Raw genomic sequence first — 16,423 nt, forward strand, 5'->3', positions numbered from 1 at the left:
CTGTTAATGAGAACTCCTGTTGAACATATGACCGACGTACCATCTTAGCCTGAAGAGCCATGGTGACTCAAACCGGCAGCAGGCAGCGCCGAAGTACCGATCCAGCCTACCGCCTCTGCTGCTGATCCGGCGAAGGCTCGCCGGCCACCATGCGCCGGTGCACTGACCTGGGAACGTAGTCCGAGACGCTTCCGCCCAGGGACGCCACCTCTTTGATCAGGGTGGAGGACAAATGCAGGTAGCTGGCCTCGGCCGGGAGGAAGACCGTTTCCACGCCGCTCAACTGCCGGTTCATGGTGGCCATGGGGAGCTCGTAGTCGAAGTCCGACGACGACCGGAGCCCCTTGACGATGGCGGAAACGCCCCGCTGGCGGCAGTACTCGGCCAGGAGCCCCTCCCCCACGGGTTCCACCACGATGCCCTTGAGCGACGCCAGGGTTTCGCGCGCCATTTCCAGCCGCTCATCCAGGGTGAACCTGTACTTCTTGGCGTAGTTGGTGGAAATGGCCACAATGACCTCATCAAACAGGCCGGCAGCCCGCGCGATCACTTCGAGATGGCCGTTGTGGATGGGGTCGAAGGATCCGGGGCACACAGCGCGTCTCATGCTCCGAACCTACCCCATGGAAAGGCCGGGATACCATGACTGGATGCATCCAGCACGGGAACTTTCCACACCCCTGGCACCTGCTCCCTGGCAGCGCACCGCGCTCGGGGCAAACCTCCTGGCGGCGGACGGCGGCCTGGGAGTGACCATCTTCGAAGAGATGACCACCCTGGCCGTCAGGACAGGCGCCATCAACCTGGGACAAGGCTTCCCCGACGAGGACGGTCCGGTTGAAATCAGGGAAGCGGCCCGGGCGGCCATTGCGTCCGGCGCCAACCAGTACGCACCGGGCAAGGGCCTCCCCGAGCTCCGCGAGGCGGTAGCAGCGCACCAGGAACGCTTCTACGGCCTGGCTCCGGATCCGGCGACGGAAGTCATCATCACCACCGGGGCCACTGAAGGCATCGCCGCTGCCCTTCTGGCATTTGCCGGACCGGGCGACGAGGTCCTGACGTTCGAGCCGTTCTACGACTCCTACGGTGCGGTCATCGGACTTTCCGGGGCCACCCACACGACCGTTCCCCTGGCTGCCCCGGACTTCATGCCGGACGTGGCGGCCTTGGAGGCGGCCTTCAGCGAGCGGACCAAGGTGGTGCTGCTGAACAACCCGCATAATCCCACCGGCGCCGTGTTTCCGCCCGCGGTCCTGCAGCGGGTGGTGGACCTGGCACGCCGGCACGGCAGCACCATCATCACCGATGAAGTGTATGAGCACCTGACCTTCGGCGTAGTCCATACACCGGTGGCCACCCTTCCTGGCGCGGCTGGGCGGACCATCACCCTCTCCTCGGCCGGCAAGACGTTTTCCCTCACCGGCTGGAAGATCGGCTGGCTGAGCGGGCCGGAGGAACTGGTGGCCGCCGTCCGCACGGTAAAGCAGTTCCTGACCTACAGTTCGGGCACGCCGTTCCAGGCAGCGATCGCCAAGGGATTGGCCCTCCCCGATGATTTCTATAGGGGCATCGCTTCTGCCCTGGAGCAGAAACGGGACATTCTCAGCGCCGGGCTCCGGGCCGCCGGCTTTGACGTCTTCAGCCCGCAGGGCACCTACTTCGTCAACGTGGACACGGCGCCGCTGGGCATCACCGATGCCCTGGACCTCGCCCGCCGACTGCCGGAACTGGTGGGGGTCGCAGCCATTCCCGTTCCGGTTTTCTGCCATCCGGAAGGTGCCGAGCAGACGCGCAGCCTGCTCCGCTTTGCCTTCTGCAAGAAGAACGACGTCCTGGAGGAAGCTGCCGCGCGGTTGGCTACCCTGCGCGGCAGGCTCTGATGCCCAGCCACGGGGCCGCCAGCCGTTTCCTGCGCACCACCGGCCAGCACGCCACCATCGAGCCCGATGCCTTTACCGACGGCGGCTACGTGCTCAGCATCGGCGGAGCCGAACAATCGCACGTCAACCTCGACCGGCCGGAAGACATCTTCTACGAATACCTCCGCAGGATCGGGCACCTCGTGGATTTGGCGGCCCCGCCCGGACAACCCATCTCGGCGCTCCACCTGGGTGCGGGCGCGTTGACCCTGGCGCGGTATATCCAGGCAACCCGTCCGGGGTCAGTGCAGTACGCGGTTGAGCTGGAGCGCGAACTGCTCGACTTCGTCCTGCGGCACCTTCCCATGCCCGAAGGAACGAACCTGACCACCATCATCGGCGATGCCCGCGAAGCGCTCGGTGCGCTGGACCCCGGCCTGGCGTTCGACGTCGTGATCCTGGACATCTTCTCCGGACCGGAGGCGCCGGCCCACATCGCCACGAGCGGTTTCTACCGTGAAGCCAGGGACCGCCTCCGCCCGGACGGGCTCCTGATCGTCAATGTCGGGGACGAACCGGCGCTCACGCTTGTCAGGAGCCAGGTGGCTGCAATGCGCAGTGCCATAGCGGACGTGGCCGCTTTTGCCGAGGCCGGCATGTTCCAGGGAAGGTACCCGGGCAACATTATCCTTGCCGGAACCCAGGGCCCCTGGCCGGAATCGTGGACAGCCGAGCTGGAAGCGCGCGGCCCGCACCCTGCCCGGGTCCTGGCGGGAGTGGACCTGGATCCGTTCTGCGCCCAGGGACCGCCCTAAGCGTCAGGGGAAGCAGGTTGGCCGGCCGTGGACTTGGCGGCGTCAGCAAGGTCGTCAGGGGTGATCGCATCGGGAACGAACGGCTCCGCGAACCACAGCCTGGTTTCCCCGTACTTCTTTTCGGCGAAGCGCGTCATCCCGTCCGGCCACCCCGGTTCAGGGGAGCGTGACGAGCGTTCCACCACCACCACGGCCCCGGACCCCAAATGGCCGGCGAGCTTCTGCAGCACGGCGGCGAGCGTGGCGTCCTCCAGCGGATACGGCGGGTCCAGGAACACGAGGTCCCAGGCGGCCGCCGCCGCGGCGCGGTCAAGGAACGGCTCCACCTTGGAGCGGTGGACCGTTACGGTTTTACCGCCCAGCACCCCATTGATGAGGTCTGCGTTGCGCTGGCACACGGCACTGGCCTTGGCGTCAGACTCGACGAGGTCCACCGACTGTGCACCCCGGCTGCCGCTTTCCACCCCCAGGGCACCGGAGCCGGCGTAGAGATCCAGCACCCGGGCGCCGGCAATCACGTCAAAGGCATCCAGCCGGGAAAACAGCGCTTCCTTGACCCGGTCGGTCGTGGGCCGGGTCAACGATCCCGGGACGGCCGCCAGCGGTGTGCCGCCGGCCGCGCCGGCGATGATCCGCGTCACGGCAACCACCGCGGTTCGGCCGCGCCTGCTCCGTCGTTGCTAACCGCGTTCAAGGAACGCCTCCTTCTCGGGGTTGAGGTACTTCTCGATGGCCCCGGCGAGCTCGGGGTGGCCGGACAGCAGCGGGTCCCCGCCGACGATTGCCTGCGCGTCGTCCCTGGCCCGGGCTATCACGTCCTCATGCTCGAGGACCCGAAGCAGCTTCAGCGTGGAGCGGCCGCCGGACTGGGAAGCACCAAGGATATCGCCCTCGCGCCGCAGCTTGAGGTCCTCCTGCGACAGGACGAACCCGTCCGTGGTGGCAGCCACAGCGTCCAGCCGGCGCCTGCTGGGGTGGCCCGGTTCAAGGGCGGTTACCAACAGGCAGGTCCCGGGCAGGCCGCCGCGGCCCACACGGCCGCGAAGCTGGTGCAACTGGGAAATTCCGAACCTGTCAGCGTCCAGGATGACCATCAGCGTGGCGTTGTGCACGTCCACCCCCACTTCGATCACGGTGGTGGAGACGAGCAGCTTGATGCGGTTGGCAGTGAATCCGGCCATGGTGTCCGTCTTCAGCTCCGGGTCCTGGCGCCCGTGGAGGGGAGCCAGCGGAACCCCGGCCAGCGCGGGCTCGCCCAGCAGGTGGTCCACGACGGCGGTGACGGATGCAAGTTCCCGGGCCTCCTCCGCCTCCACGCCCGGCGGTGCGGCCTCGCCGGGGCTGAAGTCGCCGTCGTCGTCCGTCCCGATCTTGGGACAGACCACGTACACCTGGTGGCCGGCGTCAATTTCCTCCCGGGCGCGTGCCCAGATCCGCGCCGCCCACGCCGGATTCTCGGCAAGGCCCACGAGGTGGGTGCTGATCGGTGCCCGTCCCTTGGGCAGTTCATCCAGGGTGGAGGTTTCAAGGTCGCCGAAGACGGTCATTGCCACGGTGCGGGGAATGGGCGTGGCGGTCATGACCAGCAGGTGCGGCGGCTTCCTGGCTTTGGCCCGCAGGGCATCGCGCTGTTCCACGCCGAAACGGTGCTGTTCGTCCACCACGATCAGGCCGAGGTCATAGAAGGAGACGTTGTCGCTGAGCAGCGCGTGGGTGCCGATGACGATGCCTGCGGTCCCGGCGGCGGCGTCGAGCATGGCCTGCTTCCGTGCCGCCGTTGGCATGGACCCGGTGAGCAGCGTGACCTGGACGGAAGGCCCGTTGCCGCCGGCCAGGCCGCCCAGGAGGCCGTCGCTGGAGAGCGGACCCAGGGTGCGGCGGATGGAGTCGAAGTGCTGGGCAGCGAGCACTTCGGTGGGGGCAAGCAGCGCGGCCTGGCCGCCGGCGTCCACCACCTGGAGCATGGCACGCAACGCCACGACGGTCTTCCCGGAGCCCACTTCGCCCTGCAGGAGCCGGTTCATGGGCGTATCCTGCGCCAGTTCCGCCGCGAGGGTCTTGCCGACGGCAGCCTGGCCGGCCGTGAGCGCAAACGGCAGCGTATGGTCGAAAGCGGCCAGGATCCCGTCGCCCACAGGACGCCGGGCGGTGGCTTCCTCCGCGGCAAGCTGGGCCCGGCGCCGGGCCAGGGCTGACTGCAGCACCAGTGCTTCCTGGTAACGGAACCGGTCGCGGGCACGTTTCCAGTCGCCGGCAGTTTCGGGAACGTGGATGAGGCGGTAGGCGTCCGCGACGGGGAGGAAGCCTTCCCTGGCTGCGACCTCCGGCGGGACCGGGTCCGGCAGCGAGCCAAGGTCGGAAGTTTCGAGCAGCGTGGCGATCACTTTCTGGATCTTCCAGCTGGGCAGCTTGGCCGTGGCCGGATAGACCGGTATCGGCATGGCGGCAAGTTTCTCCGGGTCTTTGCCGGCGTCGCTGAACGGAGATTCGTCCAGGAGCTGGAAGTCGGGGTTGGTAAGGCCCAGCTTCCCCTTGAAACTGGTTACCCGGCCCGAAAACAAGGCGCGGCGTCCCTGCAGGAGCTCGTTTTTCGCCTTGAACCCGTTGAAGAAGCTGATTTTCAGGGTGCCCGGAACTTTGCCGGTGTAATCCCGCCCGCCGACCAGGCGCAGTCCCTGCTTCCCGTCGTCGTCTGAGACGATGACGTCGGTGATGGTCCCGCGCCGTGCCTGCATCTGCCGGGTGCTGCTGGAGAGGACCCTGGCTATGAGGGTCACGTCCTCATCCAGCGGAAGCTCCGCGATGGGGGTCAACTCCCCGCGGCTCATGTAGCGGCGGGGGTAGTAGTTCAGGAGGCCCTCAACCGTGGTGATGACGAGGTGTTTCTCAATGACGGCCGCTGACCGCTTCCCGATTCGCCGCTCCAGGGCCAGCTCCAGTTCAGCGTTCATGCCCGCCGGTGTTCACCGCGTCCGCACCCGGATCCCGCGGCAGGGCCAGTTCGCTGATGCTGATCTGGGAGGGTTCGCCCAGGGACCGGATAATCCCTACGGCCGGGGCGGCGTCCGGCACGTGCACGTGCACCCGCCACCGGTAGTTGCCATCGGCGTCCGGCCCGTTGCCCACCTGGCTCATGATGACTGACTCGCCGATTTCGTCGAGCCGCTGCCGCAGGGTGGCGGCATTCAGCGGCGACAAGCTGATGGTGCACATGACTTCCACGCCGTCGTCGGCCGGCATGGACGTGTGGATGTGGGGATCGGAGACGTCGTAGCCATGGAGGCCGTCGAGAAGCTCCCCCTGCAGTTCCTCCCCCATGACGGCGGAGCGGAGGCAGTCAAGGATCAGCAGCATTCCCACACCGCCTGCATCCACCACATGGGCCGACTGGAGCGCATCGAGCTGTTCTTCGGTGTGGATCACGGCGGCCAGCGCCCCCTCCACCGCCGCGTCCAGGGCGAGGCCCAGGGCGTGGTTGCTGTCATCGCCGTCCTGGGCGGCGTCTACGGCGGCGGCCGCACGTGCCGCCGCTTCCATGACTGAAAGCATGGTTCCGGGAACGGGATCGCTCAGGGCAGACCACGCCCGGATCTGCGCGCGGTTCAGGGCCGCCGAGAGCAGGGTGGACGTCAACCGGGTATGACCGGCCAGCGGCTCAGCTGCCGCACAGAGGAACACCGAGAACAAGGTTCCGGAATTTCCCCGCGCCTCCTCCATCGCGGCCTGGCCGGCCATGGAGAGGACTTCCCCGACGTCCACCGGGGCAGGCTGGTCAGGGTCGAGCACCAGCGAACGCGCCGCAGCACGGACCGTGAGGTAGAGGTTGGTGCCGGTATCCCCGTCAGCCACGGGAAAGATATTGATGGCGTTGAGCCGGTCGCTGTGGTTTCCCAGGGCAGTTTCAGCCTTGCCCAGCCACCTCTTCATGGCCAGCGCGTTGGCGGCAACCTTAGTGTGCAAAGTGATCCCATCCCCCGGTGTCCGCGGCCCGGCCAGCTATCAGGACACCCGGGCCTTCGTCGGTGCCGAGTGCATGTATCGAGCCTATCGCAGTGAATCCGGGTGGCAGCTGAACATCGGCAGGGAATGTGGCCAGCAGCCCGTGGTCCTCACCGCCGCCCAGCACCCATGGCGCCGCATCCGCTCCCAGCCGCGCCGCGGCGGGTCCCAGGAGTTCCGCCAACCGGGTCAGTCGTACCGGATCGAGGGTAACGGCGACACCGCTCGCGGCGGCGAGCCGCTTTCCGTCGCGCAGGAGTCCGTCCGATACATCCAGCATGGCTGTGGCTCCCGCCTCCCGGGCTGCAGGTCCGGCTTCCAACGGCGGCCGCGGACGGCACTGCAGGTCGACGAAGGCCTGCTCCGCGGCCGTCAGGGTATCCACTGCGATTCCCGATTCGAGGAGGGCAAGGCCCGCTGCCGCATGGCCAACCGTTCCCGCGAGCGCCAGGATGTCCCCCGGCCGGGCACCGGAGCGGAGCACCGGCCGGGCGTCGTCGAGGGTTCCGAGGACAGCGGCGGTCACGGAAATTTCCCGGCCACGGCCGAGGTCGCCGCCCGTCACGGAACAGTGGACTGCCCCGAGTTCCCGGATTCCGGCTGCCAGCCCGTCCGCCAGGTCCTCCACCCAGGCGACCGGCGTGTCGACGGGGAGCGTGAGGCTGACCACCATGGAGGTGGCCCGGGCACCCATCGCATTGATGTCGCTAAGGTTCTGCGCCGCTGCTTTCCAGCCGACGTCGAACCCGGTGGTGCGGTAGCCGCTGGGCCACAGCAGACGGAAATCCTGGTCCTGGACCTGGGTGTCGATGCTGATTACAGTTCGCCCGTCCGGTGCCGCGACAATGGCGGCGTCGTCCCCGGGCCCAAGCAGCGTGCTCGCATTGTGCCCGGCCTCCATCCGGAGGCGCGGAAAGATCCGGGCCAGCAGGTCGGCTTCGGAAAGCCCGGCCACGGTGGGCTGGTGGTCTACGCGGTTTCGAAGGTCTTCAGGCACGCCACTACGCTACCGCGCCCGGCCGACATCGTGTCCGGACGGGGGCGGCGGCGATAGGCTGGAACCATGCACCATCCCCAGCTCCCCCTGTCCGCCCGCGCCGCCAGGATGGCGGTGGTCGGTGCAATTGCCGTCCTTTCCCTGGCATCCTGCTCCGCCGCAGTGGATGTCACCGCCGCGAAGGACGCCGCCAACCCGGCGTGCGCGCCCATGATGGTGGCCCTGCCCGATGCCATTGGCGATTCGAAGCTGCGGAAGACCAACAGCCAGGCCACCGCGGCCTGGGGCGATCCCTCGCTGGTCATCCTCCGCTGCGGCGTCAACGTGCCGGGGCCGACGACCGACCGCTGCGTCACCGTTAACGGGGTTGACTGGGTGATCAAGGAAGGTGATCCGGCGTGGACGCTGACCACCTACGGCAGGGAACCGGCCACGGAAATCGTGATGGATCCGGACAAGATCAGCTCCGCGACAGTGCTCGCGGACCTTGCGGCGGCTGCCGGCAAGATTCCGTCAACGCGGAACTGCGTGGGCCAGGAGGACCTGCAGAACCTGCCCAAGAGCCAGTAGGTTTCGGCAGGCTCAAGCTCCGGACAGCCGCCGGTGGTGGGCCCACGCCGGCAGGGTTCCCTGGCCGAAGCGAAGCGAGGTTAGGCCGCCGGTGGTGGGCCCACGCCGGCAGGGTTCCCTGGCCGAAGCGAAGCGAGGCCTGGCCGAAGCGAAGCGAGGCTAGGCCGCCGGTGGTGGGCCCACGCCGGCAGGGTTCCTTGGCCGAAGCGAAGCGAGGTTAGGGTGCCGGTGGGGATCAGCGGAGGCCGGTGTTGCGGTGCAGTGCCAGGTAGATCAGTTCGTCAATGAGGTCGGCGTAGCCCAGGCCGGAAGCTGCCCACATCTGCGGGTACATGCTCTTGGGCGTGAAGCCGGGCATGGTGTTGATCTCGTTGATGATCAACTCGCCGTCCGGGGTGTAGAAGAAGTCCACGCGGCTGAGGCCTTCGGCGCCTACGGCATCAAACGCAGCAGCGGCCAGCTCGCGGACGCGGGCGATGGCCTCCGCGGGCATGTCGGCCGGGCAGCTGAGGGATGCTGCATCATCTTCGACGTACTTGGCATTGAAGTCATAGAACTCGTGCGTACCTCCGGCCACGGAGATTTCGCCGGGCATCGATGTCCGCGGCGCATCAGTGCCCCGGCCTTCCAGGACCGCGCACTCGATTTCGCGTCCCACGATGCCGGCTTCGATCACCAGCTTGAGGTCGTGCCGCCGGGCTTCCTCGATGGCCGCGTCCAGCTCTTCGAGGGAGTCGACTTTGGAGATTCCCATCGAGGAACCGGCGCGGGCCGGTTTGACGAAGACGGGGAAGCCCAGCCGGTCGACCTGCTTCCGCACGGCTTCGGGGTCCTTGCGCCACTGCCTGTCCGTCACGGCCACGTACGGCCCGACGTGCAGCCCGGCGGCTTCGAAGACCACCTTCATGTAGTGCTTGTCCATGCCGACGGCGGACGCCAGCACGCCGGCTCCGACGTAGCGGGTGTCGGACAGTTCAAGGAGTCCCTGGATGGTGCCATCCTCGCCAAAGGGGCCATGCAGTAGCGGGAAGACCACGTCAACGGCGCCCAGTTCCTGCGGGACCTGGTTGGGCGAGGCCACGATCAGCTGGTGCTCCCCGCCGATCTCGGCCAGGGTGACGGTTTCCGGCGACGGAACGACCTCAGGAAGCGACGAGGCCGCGAGGGACCATTCTGCGGTTTCAGCGGGGGCGAGAACCCATTGGCCAGTCTTGGCGATTCCGATGGGAATGACCTCGTACTTGTCCTTGTTGATGGCCCCCAGGACGCCTGCGGCCGTGACGCAACTGACGGCGTGCTCGCTGGACCGGCCGCCGAAGAGCACGGCGACGCGTGGTTTCCTGGTGGCTGTTTGACCCGTGGTGGGTGTGTCTTGGGACATGGTCAGTAATCGCCTTCAGGTTTCAGTTCCCGGGACAGCAGCACCGGCCCGAGTTGGTCAACGGACAGCTTGCCTGCCAGTACCGCCACGACGGCGGCAGTGATGGGCATTTCGACGCCGAGCTTGCCGGCAAGTTCATGGACGGCCTGGCCGGATTTGATGCCTTCGGCGGTCTGGGTCATCTTTCGGCCCACCTCCTCGAGCGTCAGGCCCTGGCCCAGCAGCCGCCCTGCGGTGTGGTTGCGGGACAGCGCGGAGGAGCACGTCGCCACGAGGTCGCCGAGTCCGGCAAGCCCGGCCATGGTCTTGGCTTCGCCGCCCAGTGCCAGGGCCAGGCGGGATGTTTCGGCCAGGCCGCGGGTAATGACGGAGGCTTTGGTGTTGTCCCCCATCTGCTTTCCCTCGCAGATGCCCACGGCCAGGGCAATGACGTTCTTGACGATGCCGCCAATTTCAACGCCGACGACGTCCGCCGTGGTGTAGGGCCGGAAGTATGGGGCCGTGCAGGTCCTGGCCAGCCAGCCCGCCGTCGCTGAATCCGAGCACGCCACCACTGACGCGGTGGGCTCCTCGCGGGCAATTTCCATGGCCAGGTTGGGGCCGGAGACCACGCCGATGCGTTCCGGTGGCAGTCCGAGTTCCTGGCTGATGACTTCGCTCATTCGGGAGTCAGTCCCCAGCTCCAGGCCCTTCATGAGCGAGACGACGACGGCTCCGGGGGCGATCATGTCCTTCCATTCCCGCAGCTGCGGACGGAGCGACTGGGCCGGAACGGCGACCACCACGAGTTCAGCCCCGGACAGGACCTCGCGGACCTCGGTGGAAGCGGTGATGCTTTCCGGCAGGACGATGTCCTTGAGGTAGTCGCTGTTGCGGTGGCTGGTGTTGATCTCGTCCACTACTTCGGCGCGCCTGCCCCACAGCCTGATGGCACGCGGGGTGCCCGTGGCAATGGCGGCGTCGGCAAGGACTTTCGCGAACGTCGTCCCCCAGGATCCTGCGCCGAGGACGGCCACTGTCCGGGCCGCTCCCGGCTTGCCGTCACCGGTCACTGGGCTTCCGTTTCCGCGCCCGGCTGCTGCCCACGGTCAACGAACCGCCCGTGCTTGGACTGCTGCTGCTTGGCAGGGTCCCAGCGCTCGGCCGGCGGTTGTTCTCCGCGCAGGCCGGCGAGGAGGTCGGTGATGGCGTCCATGATCAGCTCGGTGGCTTCGCCCAGTGTGGCCTTGTCCAGCGGACGGCCTTTGAAGGCGCTGAGGTCCACCGGATCGCCCACGACCACCCGGGAACGCTTCCGGGGGAACAGGTGGAACCGCTTGCCGTACCGGGGGAAGACCTCGTGCGCCCCCCAGTGGGCGATGGGCACCACGGGGATGCCCCCTTCGAGGGCCAGCCGCGCCGCACCGGTGTGGCCCTTCATTGGCCACAGCCCGGGATCGCGCGTCAGCGTGCCTTCGGGGTAGATGATGATGGCGCCGCCCTCAGCCACGATCTCCTGGGCCACCTGCAGCGACCGGTTCGCGCCCGCCGTCGAACGCTCCACCGGCACCTGCTTGGTGGCGCGCAGGAGCGGGCCCAGGCCGGGAACCTTGAACAGTGCTGCCTTGGCCAGGAAGTGGGGGGCCCGTTTCTGGTTGTAGAGCATGTGCCCCACCACCAGGGGGTCGATTTCGGTGCAGTGGTTGGGTGCGGCGATGAAGCCGCCGGCGGGAAGTTTTTCCGTGCCTTCCCACGTTTTGGACATCATGAGGTTCATCAGGGGCCGGACGACGCCGGCGATGAACACAAATGTGGCCCTGCTCTTGGCAGATTCCTTCACGGTCCCGCTCTACTTCGTGGTGGTGATGTCGAAATCGGCGCCGAGGCCGGCAAGCTTCTCGGTAAAGCGCTCATAGCCGCGGTTGATGATGTCGATGCCGGTGACCCGCGAAGTTCCCGTGGCGGCCAGGGCTGCGATCAGGTGGCTGAAGCCGCCGCGGAGGTCGGGGACGTCGATGTCGGTTCCCTTGAGCTGGGTAGGTCCGGAGATGACGGCCGAGTGGAGGAAGTTCCGCTGGCCGAACCGGCATGGAACGCTGCCCAGGCATTCCCGGTGCACCTGGATGCTGGCGCCCATGCGGATGAGGGCGTCGGTGAAGCCGAAGCGGTTTTCGTACACGGTCTCGTGGACGATCGATACGCCTTCGGCCTGGGTCAGGGCCACCACCAGCGGCTGCTGCCAGTCGGTCATGAAGCCGGGGTGGACGTCCGTTTCGAGGACCAGCGGGTTCAGCTTTCCGCCCTTGTGGTAGAAGCGGATGCCGTCCTCGCCGATGTCCATTCCGCCGCCCACCTTGCGGTAGGTGTTCAGGAAGGTCATCATGTCGCGCTGGGAGGCGCCCTCGACGAAGATGTCGCCGCGGGTCACCAGCGCAGCGGACGCCCAGGATGCCGACTCGTTGCGGTCCGAGAGTGCCCGGTGGTTGTACCCGCCCAGGTCGCGGACGCCCTCGATGCGGATGGTGCGGTCGGTCTGGACGCTGATGATGGCGCCCATCTTCTGGAGCACGGCGATGAGGTCGATGATTTCCGGTTCGGTGGCGGCACCGGAGAGTTCGGTGATGCCCTCGGCGCGGGTGGCGCTCAGCAGGACCTGTTCCGTGGCACCCACGGACGGGTACGGGAGGGAGATCTTGGCTCCGTGCAGGCCTTTGGGGGCCGAAATGTGGATGCCGCCCGGGCGCTTCTCCACGACGGCGCCGAACTGCCGCAGGACGTCCAGGTGGTAGTCGATGGGCCGGTCGCCGATCTTGCAGCCGCCCAGGTCCGGGATGAAGGCCTCGCCGATCGCATGGATCAACGGTCCGCAGAGGAGGATGGGAATCCGGGAGTCGCCGGCGTGGGCGTCGATGGCGGTGCTCGGCGCGGTCTTGGCAGCCTTGGGGTCAAGGGTCAGGTCGCCGTTGACGGGGTCTTTCTCCACCGTCACGCCATGCAGCTGCAGGAGGGAGGTAACAACCTCCACGTCCTTGATTTCCGGCACGTTCCGCAACACCGAGGGTTCGTTGCCCAGCAGCGCCGCCACCATTGCCTTGGGGACAAGGTTCTTTGCCCCACGGACGCTGACGCGGCCTGTAAGCGGGACACCGCCGCGGATTGTCAGAACACTACTCATATACCGGTTTCCTCACGATCACTAGCCCCCAAAACCTTGCAAAGGCTCCAACCAAGCATAGGAGGTCGCGTTACCGAACCGAAATAAGGGGGCGCCGGCGGCGGGGCGTGGCGGGGCCGGAGCCCCGCCGCCGGATGGCTGCCGTGGCTAGGAAAGCTTTGCCGGCAGGGTCTTGGGCTTGAAGGCCGGGCGGGTTGCCTCGTACGCGGTGATGTCGGCCTCGTGCTGGAGGGTCAGCCCGATGTCGTCCAGGCCTTCCAGGAGCCGCCAGCGGGTGTAGTCGTCAATCTCGAAGGGTGCCACGATGTTGCCGCACACCACGGTCTTGGACTCCAGGTCCACCGTGACCTCGGTCCCGGGGGCGTTCTCGAGTTCCTTCCAGATCAGCTCGATGTCGTCCTGGGCCACCTGGGCGGCGAGCAGCCCCTGCTTGCCCGAGTTGCCGCGGAAGATATCGGCGAAGCGGGACGACAGCACAGCCTTGAAGCCGTAGTCCTTCAGGGCCCAGACGGCGTGCTCGCGGGAGGAACCGGTTCCGAAGTCCGGGCCGGCCACCAGGACCGAGCCCGCGCTGTACGGCTCCTGGTTCAGGATGAAGGAGGAGTCCTTCCGCCACGCCGAGAACAGGGCGTCCTCGAAGCCGGTCCGGGTGATGCGCTTGAGGTACACCGCGGGGATGATCTGGTCGGTGTCGACGTTGCTCTGGCGCAGCGGGACGCCAATGCCGGTGTGCTTGGTGAACTTTTCCATGGTGTTGTCCTAGGCTGCGTCGATGCGGATGGCTGCGGGTTCGGGGGCCGGTTCAAGGTCCGACGGCGAGCTGAGCGTGCCGCGCACGGCCGTTGCCGCTGCCACCACTGGGGACACCAGGTGGGTGCGGCCGCCCTTGCCCTGGCGCCCTTCGAAGTTGCGGTTGGATGTGGAGGCGCACCGCTCCCCCGGCTCCAGCTGGTCCGGGTTCATGCCCAGGCACATGGAGCAGCCGGCGAAGCGCCATTCGGCACCGAAGTCCTTGAAGACCTTGTCCAGGCCCTCCGCCTCGGCTTCGAGCCGGACGCGGGCGGAGCCGGGCACCACCAGCATGCGGACCTGCGGGTCCTTTGCGCGGCCGCGGATGATGTCCGCGGCGGCGCGCAGGTCCTCGATCCGTGAGTTGGTGCAGGATCCGAGGAAGACGGTGTCGACACGGATGTCCTTCATCGGCGTGCCGGCTTCCAGGCCCATGTACTGCAGGGCACGCTCGGCGGCGGCCTTGGCGTTCTCGTCGCCGAAGTCCCCGGGGGACGGAACGGCCTGAGACAGGGACACGCCCTGGCCCGGGTTGGTGCCCCAGGTGACGAACGGCTCCAGCGTGTCCGCGTCCAGGTCCACCTCGACGTCGAAGGTGGCGTCGTCGTCGGTCTTCAGGGTGTTCCAGTACTCGACGGCGGCGTCCCAGTCCGCGCCTTCCGGCGCGTGCGGGCGGCCCATCATGTAGTCGTAGGTGGTCTGGTCCGGCGCCACCATGCCGGCCCTGGCGCCGGCCTCGATGGACATGTTGCAGATGGTCATCCGCGCTTCCATGGACAGCGCCCGGATGGCGGAGCCGCGGTATTCCAGCACGTAGCCCTGGCCGCCGCCGGTGCCGATCTTCGCGATCACGGCGAGGATAATGTCCTTGGCGGTCACGCCGGGACGCAGGGTGCCCTCCACGTTGATGGCCATGGTCTTGAACGGCTTGAGCGAGAGCGTCTGGGTGGCCATGACGTGCTCCACCTCGGAGGTTCCAATGCCCATGGCCAGCGCACCGAACGCGCCGTGGGTGGAGGTGTGCGAGTCGCCGCAGACCACGGTCATGCCCGGCTGGGTAAGGCCCAGCTGGGGACCCACCACGTGGACGATGCCCTGTTCGGCGTCGCCCAGGCTGTGCAGCCGGACACCGAACTCCGCGCAGTTGTTGCGCAGGGTCTGGATCTGGGTGCGGCTGGTGAGATCGGCAATGGGCTTGTCGATATCCAGGGTGGGGGTGTTGTGGTCTTCAGTGGCGATGGTCAGGTCCGGCCGGCGCAGCTTGCGGCCGGCCAGGCGCAGGCCTTCAAAGGCCTGCGGGGACGTGACTTCATGGACCAGGTGGAGGTCGATGAAGAGAAGGTCGGGCTGGGCGTTGGCACCATCGCCGTCACCTTTGCGCACCACGTGTGCGTCCCAGACTTTCTCGGCCAATGTCTTTCCCATGGCCATCTCCCTTCACTGCTGTTTGGCTGAATAGTCCAACTGAATCAGGAGGCCTCCGCGCCGCGCCACCCGAAAGATTTGCATCTCAGATAATGAGACGGCAATATCATTACATGGACAATTCTAGTGGAGTCGGTGTCATTGATAAAGCGGCCCAGGTGCTTGATGCCCTCGAGGCAGGCCCCACCACGCTGGCGCAGCTCGTGGCCGCCACCGGCCTGGCCCGGCCCACCGTCCACCGCCTCGCCCTGGCGCTGGTGCACCACCGGCTGGTGAGCCGCGACATCCAGGGCCGGTTCGTGCTCGGCAGCAGGCTGGTCGAGCTCGCGTCCGCCGCCGGCGAGGACCGCCTGATCGCATCGGCCGGCCCCGTGCTCATGCAGTTGCGTGACGCCACCGGCGAAAGCGCACAGATCTTCCGCCGGCAGGGTGACTGGCGCGTCTGCGTCGCCTCCGCCGAGCGCCCCATCGGCCTGCGCGACACCATTCCGGTCGGCACCCAGCTGTCCATGAAAGCCGGTTCGGCCGCCCAGGTCCTGCTGGCGTGGGAAGACCACGACCGGCTCCTGGAGGGTTTGCAGTCGGCGCGCTTCACCCCCACTGTCCTGGCAGGAGTACGACGGCGGGGCTGGGGACAGAGCCTTGGCGAACGCGAGCCGGGGGTCGCCTCCGTCTCGGCACCGGTGCGGGGCCCGTCCGGCCGGGTGATTGCCGCCGTCTCCATTTCCGGCCCCATCGAGCGGCTGACCCGGCAGCCGGGACGCCTCCACGCGGAAGTTGTCTGCAATGCCGGCCGCATCCTGACCGAGGCGCTGCGGAAGAACAACGACTAGGACCTTTCCTTCCCCCGGCCGCCCGCGCCGCTAGGCTGTGCCCATGGGCAGCTATGCAGTATTCCTCCGTGGCATCAATGTTGGCGGAATCAATATCAAAATGGCGGACCTCAGGGACGCGTTGAAGACCTGTGGTTTCGAGGACGCGAAGACCCTGCTGGCGAGCGGCAACGTGGTGCTGTCCAGCAGCCTGGACGCCGCAGCGGTAAAGCGGGAGTGCGAAAAATGCCTCCGTGCAGCTTTCGGCTACGAAGCATGGGTAGTGGTGCTTGACGCCGCGCGGGTGGGCCACCTCGTGGAAGCCTGCCCCTATCCGGAGGACGACAAGTCCACCCACGCCTACATCACCCTCTCCTCTGACCCTGCCGTCCTCGACGAACTGGAGGCGGCGGGTTCAGGACTGGAAGGCCATGACCAGCAGCGGTTGGCTCCTGCCGCCCTCGCCTGGCTGGCACCCGTGGGCGGAACACTGGACAGCCCGTTCAGCAAGATCAGCTCCAGGGCAAAATTCAAGGCCGCGACCACCACCCGGAACCTGCGCACCCTGGTCAAGGTCCGCGACGCCGCACAGGCCCTCGCGCCCGGCTAGGCCAGCCGGCAG

Annotated in this window: 16 protein-coding genes; 5 read left to right on the forward strand and 11 right to left on the reverse strand. The window is 67.3% G+C overall.

Features of this window, described 5'->3' with window-relative positions:
• Positions 1-106: 106 nt before the first annotated feature.
• Positions 107-607 (reverse strand): pantetheine-phosphate adenylyltransferase, encoded by a 501-nt coding sequence (coaD, locus tag ACZ9J7_RS19180; protein WP_476211575.1) that lies wholly within the window; start codon positions 605-607, stop codon positions 107-109.
• 43 nt (positions 608-650) lie between these two features.
• Between coaD and ACZ9J7_RS19185 the strand changes: the two genes are divergently transcribed.
• Entirely contained in the window at positions 651-1,880 is a 1,230-nt protein-coding gene (locus ACZ9J7_RS19185) for an aminotransferase class I/II-fold pyridoxal phosphate-dependent enzyme (RefSeq protein WP_476211576.1), read from the forward strand.
• Positions 1,880-2,674: a spermidine synthase gene (locus ACZ9J7_RS19190; protein WP_476211577.1), complete on the forward strand. Its 795-nt coding sequence runs from the start codon at positions 1,880-1,882 to the stop codon at positions 2,672-2,674. The genes ACZ9J7_RS19185 and ACZ9J7_RS19190 overlap by 1 nt, the downstream gene beginning before the upstream one ends.
• Here ACZ9J7_RS19190 and rsmD read toward each other — a convergent pair.
• Genes rsmD through thiL form a run of 4 tightly spaced genes read right to left on the reverse strand, consistent with a single transcriptional unit; the run spans position 2,671 to position 7,670 of the window.
• Entirely contained in the window at positions 2,671-3,315 is a 645-nt protein-coding gene (rsmD, locus tag ACZ9J7_RS19195; RefSeq protein ID WP_476211578.1) for a 16S rRNA (guanine(966)-N(2))-methyltransferase RsmD, read from the reverse strand. The two genes, ACZ9J7_RS19190 and rsmD, sit on opposite strands and share 4 nt — an antisense overlap.
• Positions 3,316-3,354: 39 nt before the next feature.
• Positions 3,355-5,625, reverse strand: coding sequence for an ATP-dependent DNA helicase RecG (locus ACZ9J7_RS19200; RefSeq protein ID WP_476211579.1), 2,271 nt, complete (start codon positions 5,623-5,625; stop codon positions 3,355-3,357).
• Positions 5,615-6,601 carry a DAK2 domain-containing protein gene (locus ACZ9J7_RS19205; protein ID WP_476211902.1) on the reverse strand — a complete coding sequence of 329 codons (987 nt, stop codon included), beginning with the start codon at positions 6,599-6,601 and terminating at the stop codon, positions 5,615-5,617. The genes ACZ9J7_RS19200 and ACZ9J7_RS19205 overlap by 11 nt, the downstream gene beginning before the upstream one ends.
• 22 nt (positions 6,602-6,623) lie before the next feature.
• Positions 6,624-7,670 carry a thiamine-phosphate kinase gene (gene thiL, locus ACZ9J7_RS19210; protein WP_476211580.1) on the reverse strand — a complete coding sequence of 349 codons (1,047 nt, stop codon included), beginning with the start codon at positions 7,668-7,670 and terminating at the stop codon, positions 6,624-6,626.
• A gap of 66 nt (positions 7,671-7,736) precedes the next feature.
• Here thiL and ACZ9J7_RS19215 point away from each other — a divergent pair, with 66 nt between their 5' ends.
• Positions 7,737-8,240: a DUF3515 domain-containing protein gene (locus ACZ9J7_RS19215; RefSeq protein ID WP_476211581.1), complete on the forward strand. Its 504-nt coding sequence runs from the start codon at positions 7,737-7,739 to the stop codon at positions 8,238-8,240.
• A gap of 235 nt (positions 8,241-8,475) precedes the next feature.
• On the opposite strand, the gene ACZ9J7_RS19220 is transcribed toward ACZ9J7_RS19215, so the two are convergent.
• The 6 genes from ACZ9J7_RS19220 to leuC all read right to left on the reverse strand — a co-directional run bounded on the left by ACZ9J7_RS19220 (position 8,476) and on the right by leuC (position 14,989).
• Complete coding sequence (locus ACZ9J7_RS19220; protein WP_141160133.1) at positions 8,476-9,621, reverse strand: D-alanine--D-alanine ligase family protein; 1,146 nt, start codon at positions 9,619-9,621, stop codon at positions 8,476-8,478.
• A gap of 2 nt (positions 9,622-9,623) precedes the next feature.
• Positions 9,624-10,673, reverse strand: coding sequence for an NAD(P)H-dependent glycerol-3-phosphate dehydrogenase (locus ACZ9J7_RS19225; RefSeq protein WP_476211582.1), 1,050 nt, complete (start codon positions 10,671-10,673; stop codon positions 9,624-9,626).
• Positions 10,670-11,440: a lysophospholipid acyltransferase family protein gene (locus ACZ9J7_RS19230; RefSeq protein ID WP_476211583.1), complete on the reverse strand. Its 771-nt coding sequence runs from the start codon at positions 11,438-11,440 to the stop codon at positions 10,670-10,672. The genes ACZ9J7_RS19225 and ACZ9J7_RS19230 overlap by 4 nt, the downstream gene beginning before the upstream one ends.
• Positions 11,441-11,449: 9 nt before the next feature.
• A complete protein-coding gene (gene murA / locus ACZ9J7_RS19235) occupies positions 11,450-12,775 on the reverse strand; it encodes a UDP-N-acetylglucosamine 1-carboxyvinyltransferase (RefSeq protein ID WP_026265620.1) in 1,326 nt (441 codons plus the stop codon).
• 147 nt (positions 12,776-12,922) lie between these two features.
• Complete coding sequence (leuD, locus tag ACZ9J7_RS19240; RefSeq protein ID WP_387556543.1) at positions 12,923-13,525, reverse strand: 3-isopropylmalate dehydratase small subunit; 603 nt, start codon at positions 13,523-13,525, stop codon at positions 12,923-12,925.
• Between the two features lie 9 nt (positions 13,526-13,534).
• Positions 13,535-14,989 (reverse strand): 3-isopropylmalate dehydratase large subunit, encoded by a 1,455-nt coding sequence (gene leuC, locus ACZ9J7_RS19245; protein WP_476211584.1) that lies wholly within the window; start codon positions 14,987-14,989, stop codon positions 13,535-13,537.
• Between the two features lie 113 nt (positions 14,990-15,102).
• On the opposite strand from leuC, the gene ACZ9J7_RS19250 reads away from it, so the two are divergent.
• Both ACZ9J7_RS19250 and ACZ9J7_RS19255 read left to right on the forward strand, forming a co-directional pair.
• A complete protein-coding gene (locus tag ACZ9J7_RS19250; RefSeq protein ID WP_009356552.1) occupies positions 15,103-15,822 on the forward strand; it encodes an IclR family transcriptional regulator in 720 nt (239 codons plus the stop codon).
• A 43-nt stretch (positions 15,823-15,865) separates the two neighbouring features.
• Positions 15,866-16,411 carry a DUF1697 domain-containing protein gene (locus ACZ9J7_RS19255; protein WP_476211585.1) on the forward strand — a complete coding sequence of 182 codons (546 nt, stop codon included), beginning with the start codon at positions 15,866-15,868 and terminating at the stop codon, positions 16,409-16,411.
• Positions 16,412-16,423 lie beyond the last annotated feature (12 nt).

This window comes from Pseudarthrobacter sp. TE9888 (genome assembly GCF_056279345.1).

What these genes read in the sequence shown, in the direction of transcription:
- coaD (WP_476211575.1), bottom strand. Translation starts at nt 607, where the DNA reads ATGAGACGCGCTGTGTGCCCCGGATCCTTCGACCCCATCCACAACGGC.
- ACZ9J7_RS19185 (WP_476211576.1), top strand. Translation starts at nt 651, where the DNA reads ATGCATCCAGCACGGGAACTTTCCACACCCCTGGCACCTGCTCCCTGG.
- ACZ9J7_RS19190 (WP_476211577.1), top strand. Translation starts at nt 1,880, where the DNA reads ATGCCCAGCCACGGGGCCGCCAGCCGTTTCCTGCGCACCACCGGCCAG.
- ACZ9J7_RS19200 (WP_476211579.1), bottom strand. Translation starts at nt 5,625, where the DNA reads ATGAACGCTGAACTGGAGCTGGCCCTGGAGCGGCGAATCGGGAAGCGG.
- ACZ9J7_RS19205 (WP_476211902.1), bottom strand. Translation starts at nt 6,601, where the DNA reads ATGAAGAGGTGGCTGGGCAAGGCTGAAACTGCCCTGGGAAACCACAGC.
- ACZ9J7_RS19215 (WP_476211581.1), top strand. Translation starts at nt 7,737, where the DNA reads ATGCACCATCCCCAGCTCCCCCTGTCCGCCCGCGCCGCCAGGATGGCG.
- ACZ9J7_RS19220 (WP_141160133.1), bottom strand. Translation starts at nt 9,621, where the DNA reads ATGTCCCAAGACACACCCACCACGGGTCAAACAGCCACCAGGAAACCA.
- murA (WP_026265620.1), bottom strand. Translation starts at nt 12,775, where the DNA reads ATGAGTAGTGTTCTGACAATCCGCGGCGGTGTCCCGCTTACAGGCCGC.
- leuD (WP_387556543.1), bottom strand. Translation starts at nt 13,525, where the DNA reads ATGGAAAAGTTCACCAAGCACACCGGCATTGGCGTCCCGCTGCGCCAG.
- leuC (WP_476211584.1), bottom strand. Translation starts at nt 14,989, where the DNA reads ATGGGAAAGACATTGGCCGAGAAAGTCTGGGACGCACACGTGGTGCGC.
- ACZ9J7_RS19250 (WP_009356552.1), top strand. Translation starts at nt 15,103, where the DNA reads ATGGACAATTCTAGTGGAGTCGGTGTCATTGATAAAGCGGCCCAGGTG.
- ACZ9J7_RS19255 (WP_476211585.1), top strand. Translation starts at nt 15,866, where the DNA reads ATGGGCAGCTATGCAGTATTCCTCCGTGGCATCAATGTTGGCGGAATC.